The following is a 7,168-nucleotide window of genomic DNA, read 5'->3' as shown; positions in this document are numbered from 1 at the left end:
GGGATAACCTGCTGTAAATACGAGAAAAAGGAGCGCGCAGCCGCGAGTCCGTGCGAGATGCGCGCAGCCGGGAAAAGCTAAAACATCGAGGCCTGGGGGGCTGACATGGGAAGCGGGGACAAGCGGCCGGCATTGGCGCCGCAGATCCTCCCTGTGGGTGCGGGCTTGCTCCGGGCGGCGTTCCGACGAATGCGCTGGTTCAGTCGATATTGATGGCGACTGTTACAGCGCATTCGGGAGCAAGCCCCCTTCCACAGGATTTGGTTTGCACAATCAGTTCCGGGTCAGAGCCGGCGTTTGCGGTTGAGGCTCGGGATGGTGGTTTGTGGAATGAGCACTTGCTGCGCCTGATCGGTGGTGCTGAGCGCCAGCGCCGCCAGCGTCGGCTGGCTGAACAGTGCCCGGGCGTCGGTGTGCAGACCACTCTGACGCATGCGCGCCACCAGACTCACCGCCAGCAGTGAATGCCCGCCCAGTTCGAAGAAGTTGTCGTGCCGCCCGACCTGTTCGACGCCGAGCACCTCGCCCCAGATCTGCGCCAGCGTGGTTTCGACGTCACCCTGCGGCGCCACGTAAGGCCGGTTGATCACTGCATCCGCACCCGGTTCCGGCAGGGCTTTGCGGTCGATCTTGTCGTTTGGTGTCAGCGGCAAGGCGTCGAGCCGCACGAACGCACCGGGCACCATGTACTCCGGCAAACGCTCCAGCACATGGGCGCGCAAGGTCTCCAGGCTGGGTTCATCTACGCCAGAGCGCACGCTGTACCAGGCCACCAGACGCTCGTCGCGCACCATCACCACCGCTTCGCGAATTGCCGGATGCTCGATCAGCCGCGCCTCGATTTCTCCTGGCTCCAGACGCAAGCCACGCAGCTTGATCTGGAAGTCGTTGCGGCCGAGAAACTCCAGTTCGCCGTCGTTGTTGTAACGCACCAGATCGCCGGTGCGGTACAGCCGATCACCCGCTACAAACGGGCTGTCGATGAAACGCTCGGCCTGCATCTCGGGCAAGCCGTGATAACCGCGCGCCACGCCGACACCGCCAATGTGCAACTGACCGCTGACGCCTTGCGGCACCGGTTGGTCGTAAGCGTCAAGCACATACAAACGCGTGTTGCTCAACGCTTTACCAATCGGCACCACGCTGTCCGGCACCGGCATTGCCGGTTCCAGCGTCCAGCCGGTGCTGTCGACCGTGGTTTCAGTCGGGCCATAGACGTTGTGCAAACGCACCCACGGCAGCCGCGCGCGCACCTGCCGCGCCAGCGCAGCACTGAGTTCGCCGCCACCATTAAGCACGTCGGTGAGGCTGGTGCATTGCTCGACACCCTCCTGCTCGATGAACTGCTGCAGCAACGCCGGCACGAACTTGACCACCGTCACCTGTTGCTGGCGGATGGTCTGCACCACGTACGCCGAATCGCGGTTGCCGTCGGGCCGCGCCAGCACCAGACGCATGCCGGAGCACAGCGGCCAGAAGATCTCCCATACCGAACTGTCGAAGCTGAACGGCGCCTTTTGCAGCAGTGCGCCGTGTTCGGTTGGCGGACTGAGTTGCGAACCCCAGTGCACCATGTTGCAGGCGCTGCGGTGCTCGATCATCACGCCCTTCGGCAGGCCCGTAGAACCCGAGGTGTAGATCATGTAAGCGAGGTTCGAAGCGCTGAGGCCTGGTACCTGAAGATTCCCTGTCGGCTGCTGTTCCCAACTGCCGCGATCCAGGTCGATCAACGCCACACCCGGGTCACCGAGCAGTTGGTGTGTGGCGCCGTGCACCAACAGCGCGACCGGCGCGCTGTCCAGCAACATGTAGTTCAGACGTTCCAGCGGATAGTCCGGGTCCAACGGCACATAGGCGCCGCCCGCCTTGAGAATGCCGAGCAGACCAACCACCAGATCCAGCCCGCGCTCGACGCAGATCGCCACTCGCGCATCCGGCTGTACACCAAGTTCGCGCAGGTGATGGGCCAGGCGGTTGGCGCGTTCGTTGAGTTCGCGATAGCTCAGGCGCTGTTCCGCCGTCTGCACGGCGACCGCGTCAGGTCGGCGCCGCACTTGTGCTTCGAACATCACATGCAGCGGTTGCTCCAGCGGGCACTCGACTTGCGTCGCGTTGAAGTCCACCAGCAAGCGCTGCAACTCATCGGCTTGCAGAATCGGCAAGCGGTTCAACGGCTGTTGCGGCACCTGCTCCAACGCCTGCACCAGGCCGCTCAACGCCGCGTGCATGTAACCGCAGATCCGCTGCGCGCCGATCTGCGCCACAGCCCGGCCGGTGAGGCGCAAGCCGTTGCCATAATCATCCACGCTCATGGTCAGCGGATAGTTGGTGCGTTCTTCGTTGGCCAGGGTTTCGATGCCTTGCCAGGACTGCCGGGACGGCTCCAGCAACTCCGATTCATCACTGTGCCGGTAATTGAGCAGCGCGCTGAACAGCGGCGACGGCGACGCCACCCCGCTGCAACGCTGGGCCAGCGCCAATGAAGCGTGTTCGTGCCCGAGCAGCGCGGTCAGCCGCGCGTGGGTGACACGCACGGCGTCCAGCACTCCGGCGTCGACGTCGATGCGCAGCGGCAAGGTATTGATGAACACCCCCAGCGCCCGGTCAGCACCCTCGCCGCCCTGCATGCGTCCCATCAGTACCGTGCCGAATACCACACGTTGCTGACCGGACGTCGCCGCCAGCACCCGCGCCCACGCCAGATGAATCAGGCTCGCGACGCTGACACCGGCCTGGCGCGCCTGATGGCGCAAATGCTGATAGACGTCTGTCGGCAGCGCCTGCTGCGCCTCGTCGATGCCGCGCCCGTCGCCCTGCACTTCTTGCAGGCCGAACGGCAGGGTCGGTTCATCGATGTCCGCCAGTTGTTCGCGGAAAAAAACCTCGTGCTCCTGCTCGCTGACGCCAAGCCGCGCCTGCGCCACGTAATTGCGATACGGCACTGGCGGCGCCAGCGCCACAGCCTGCCCCGACAGACTGGCCTGCAACTCGCCGCGCATCACTTCGAGGGCGATGTGGTCCATCGCCAAGTGATGGAACAGCAGAATCCCCACCACCCTGCCCAGCGCCGGGTCACGGGCATACACCAGACGCATCAGCGGCGCCTGACTGACGTCGAGACGATAACGCCGGGCGTTGAAGCGCGCGTGCAACTGCTCGAGGATCGGCCCGTCAAGCGGATCAAGTTCGACCTCCTGCAACGGCAGCAGCGCGTCACGCCACACCACCTGCACCGGCGTGCTCAAGCCTTCCCAGACCACCGCCGTGCGCAGAATGTCATGACGCGCCATGACTTGGCGCAACGCAGTGGCGAAGGCCTCGACGCGCTCGATACTGTCGAACGCCAATTGGGATTGCAGCAGGTACGGATCGCCCTGCGCGGCGGTGATGTGGTGGTAGAGAATGCCTTCCTGCAACGGCGCCAGCGGATAAATGTCCTGCACGTTGGCAGCTCCGCCCGGCACCGTGGCGATGATTCGCTCGATGTCCGCCTGCTCCAGTTGCACCAGCGCCAGCATCGCTGGAGTGATGTGCGTGCAATCGGCGGCGATGCGATTGGCCGGCACCTCGATTTCGCGCCCGCTGCCGACCGAGGCGGCCAGTGCCGCCAGGGTCGGCTGGCTGAACAGCACGCGCACGTCGCTGCTCAAATCGAGCTGGCGCATGCGCTCGATCAGAATCACCGCCAGTAACGAATGCCCGCCCAGTTCAAAGAAATGGTCGTGACGCCCGACCCGCTCGACTTGCAGCACTTCAGCCCAGATCTGCGCCAAGGCCATTTCGACCTCGCCTTGCGGCGCTTCGTATTCGCGACGAATCAGATCGTCCGGCCCGGGCACCGGCAGCGCCTTGCGGTCAACCTTGCCGTTGGCGGTCAGCGGCAGAGCCGGCAGGCGTACGTAGGCGCTCGGCAGCATGGCGCTGGTCAGGCGCTCTTTGAGGTGCCCGTGCAATTGATTGATATCCAGCGGCGCCTGCTCGGTGAACCAGGCCAACAACTGCCCGTCGCGCACCAGCACCACGGCTTCGCGTACCGCCGCATGGCTGGCGAGTGCGCTCTCGATTTCCCCCGGCTCGATGCGTACACCACGGATTTTCACTTGGTCGTCATTGCGCCCCAGATATTCCAGATGACCGTCGGCGCGCCAGCGTGCAAGGTCGCCGGTGCGGTACATCCGCGCCCCCGTTTCAGCGCTGAACGGGTCGCGCAGAAAGCGTTCGGCGGTCAGGTCCGCACGGTTCAGGTAACCACGGGCGACCCCGGCACCGCCGACGTACAACTCACCGCTCACGCCAAGCGGCACCGGTTGCTGCTGCTCATCGAGCAGATACACCGTGGCGTTGCTAACGGGTTTGCCGATGTGCAGCGCCTGCCCGGCTTCGATACGCCCGGAGGTCGCCACCACCGTGGCTTCGGTCGGGCCGTAGTTGTTGATCACCGCGAACGATTGCTGGCGCGGGAACTGACGCAGGCGATCACCACCGATCAGCAGGGTGCGCAAGGTCGGGTGATCGAGTTGCCGACTGAACGCGTATTCGGCAATCGGGGTTGGCAAAAAGCTGACATCCAGCGGCTGCGCACGCCACCAGTCGAGCAGCGCATCGATGTCTTCGCTGCCATCGCTGGCGGGCGCCAGGTGCAGGATCGCGCCCACGCACAGCGCCGGCCAGACTTCCCAAGCCATCGCGTCAAAACCGAACCCGGCGAGACTTGAGGTATGGCTGCCGGCATTCAAGTCGAAAACGTCAGCGTGCCAATCCACCAGATTGCACAAGGTCCGGTGCTCGACCATCACCCCTTTGGGCAGGCCGGTTGAGCCGGAGGTATAAATCACATAGGCGAGGTTTGCCGGGGTCAGTCCAGGCACTTTCGGCGCGCCAAGGTTGGCGGCGGACCAGGTCTGGCGATCCAGCTCGATCACCGGCACCGACAACGCCGGCAGATGCCCGCGCAATGCACTTTGAGTCAGCACCGCCAGCGGCGCGCTGTCATCCAGCAGATAGCTCAGGCGTTCGGCCGGGTGCGCCGGGTCGAGCGGTACATAGGCGGCGCCAGCCTTGAGAATCGCCAACAGCCCGACCAGCGTGTCGAGCCCGCGCCGCGCGATGATCGCCACCCGGTCATCCGGGCGCACGCCGAGATCGAGCAGATGATGAGCGAGCGCGTTGGCGCGCTGATTGAGCTCGGCATAAGTCAGGCATTGCCCTTGGTGAACCGCCGCCAACGCCTGCGGCCGTTGCACCGCTTGAGCCTCGATGCGCTGCTCAATCGTGGTTACGCTCGGATAGTCCACCCGCGTCGCATTCCATTGTTGCAGCAGCGCGACTTCTTCAGGAGTGCTCAGGCTGAACTCCATGACCGGCAGGTTCACCGCCTCCAGTCCTTGTTCCAGGATCAGCAGCCAGCGCTCGGCCAGAGCCTTGACCTCCTCGGCACTGAAATACGCCTCGCTGTAAATCAGGTACAGGCGCGCGTCATCGTTGGCCAGATTACTCAGCAGGTGCACCGCCAGTGGCGTCGCCTCTTCCACGTTGGAGACCTTGGTAACCCGCGCCAGCGCCTCGCCATAGCGGTAATCGTGGGTGTCCTGCTCGTAGGAAACGGTCAGTTCGAACAGTTGCGAACGGTCCTCGCGCAACAGGCCCAGGGCGCGGTTCATCTCACTCAAGGGAAAGCGCTGATGACGGAAATCCTTTTTCAGTTCATCGCGAATAGCCCTGATCAGCTCACCGAATGTCTGTTCGCGGCCAAAGCCCATGCGCACTGCACTGATTTGCGCGAACAGCCCGAGGGTGGATTTGAAGCGTGCACCGGAGCGGTTGAGGATCGGCAGCCCCACCACCCATTCGTCACGCTGCGCGGTGCGGCTGAAATACACGTGCAACGCCGCCAATAGGACATGGAACGCCGAAGCGCCAAACTCCCGCGCCACCTGTTTCATGCGCTGGTGCAGCAGCGCCGGCAGGGGCTGCGCAAGGACCTGAGTCTGGGCAGCGGCGCCGGCCAGACTCTGTTGGTGGCGCGGCAGCAGCAGCGGCTCGGGCAATTCTCGGTACTTGTCCAGCCAGTAGGCACGGTCCAGCGTATAGCGGGGCGAGCCGTGATAGCGCGCATTGTCTTCGATGAAGTCGATGTACGACGGCGCGGTGGCCGGTGCGGGCCGGCCGTGCGCCAAGGCGTTGTAGATCTCGTCCAGCGACTTGAGCATTTCTCCGAAGCTCCAGCCATCGACGATCAAATGGTGGGCCAGAATCGACAACCAATGCCGCTGCTCGTCGAGGCGGATCAGCAGGAAACGGAACAGGGGACCGCCATCCAGCACGAAGGGCTGATCGATGCGCTGCTGAATCAATGCCCGCGCTGCCGACTCCGGGTCGGCGTGCGCCGACACATCGTGAATCGGCATCGGTGCAGGCAAAGCGTGGGCAAATCGCTGCAAAGGCAGGCCATCGACACCGGCGCCCGGCAACAGGACCGTGCGCATGGCGTCATGCCGGGCCACCAGACCTTCGAGGGCCGCCTGCATGCAAGCCGGATCCAGTGGGCCGCTCAGGTTCATATACCCGCCGATGTTGTACAACGGCGAATCGCCGCGACTCAGCTGATCCAGCCAGATGTCCAACTGCGCAGCAGTCAGCGGATACGTCTGGAGCGATGCGGACGGGGTGTCCGCCGCAGGGGCAGAAATAGGCGGCATAAGATCCTTCTCATGTGATTTTGCGCCTATTCAAGCATCGCCCCCGGCGCTGACATGACACGTGAAACCCGGACAATCCGGTCCGCCGCACGGGGCTGTCAGCCCTTGTTGTGCCTGATAGGGCCGGAAGTTTCTAAAAGTTCGGAGAGGAAACACTGAAAAGCTTGTAGGAAAAATGCCACACGCTAGCGCTGCCATCGACCTGCTCAGCCAGCACACAACAGCACAACTTCCCCGGTTTCCGGGGCTTTAACGTGACCAAACAGTCACACAAAGCACGGCACCTGTACCAAACACCGTCAGAAGCCCGGCGCCAACTTTCAGAAATGATGGCACTTTGTGTCCCCGGTTTCCCCTACAGACGCAGGGCAAAACCATAGGCTTAAATCCCGCCCCAGATCAGTTTCAAGGAGAGATGATTGCGTGGGCGGCTTTTGCATAAACAGCGGACGACTCGGTGATGACTCGGA

General features: G+C 63.6%; 1 protein-coding gene. It reads right to left on the bottom strand.

What is annotated here, in order from left to right; genetic code table 11:
- Window positions 1-284: 284 nt before the first annotated feature.
- Complete coding sequence (locus AC1UK9_RS11760) at window positions 285-6,698, bottom strand: amino acid adenylation domain-containing protein (protein WP_482580141.1); 6,414 nt, start codon at window positions 6,696-6,698, stop codon at window positions 285-287.
- Between the last annotated feature and the right edge of the window lie 470 nt (window positions 6,699-7,168).

It is taken from the genome of Pseudomonas sp. AK-TSAG1-1 (assembly GCF_056821665.1).
The sequence above is the reverse complement of the archived record's forward strand: the minus strand, read 5'-3'. Positions and strand labels throughout refer to the sequence as shown.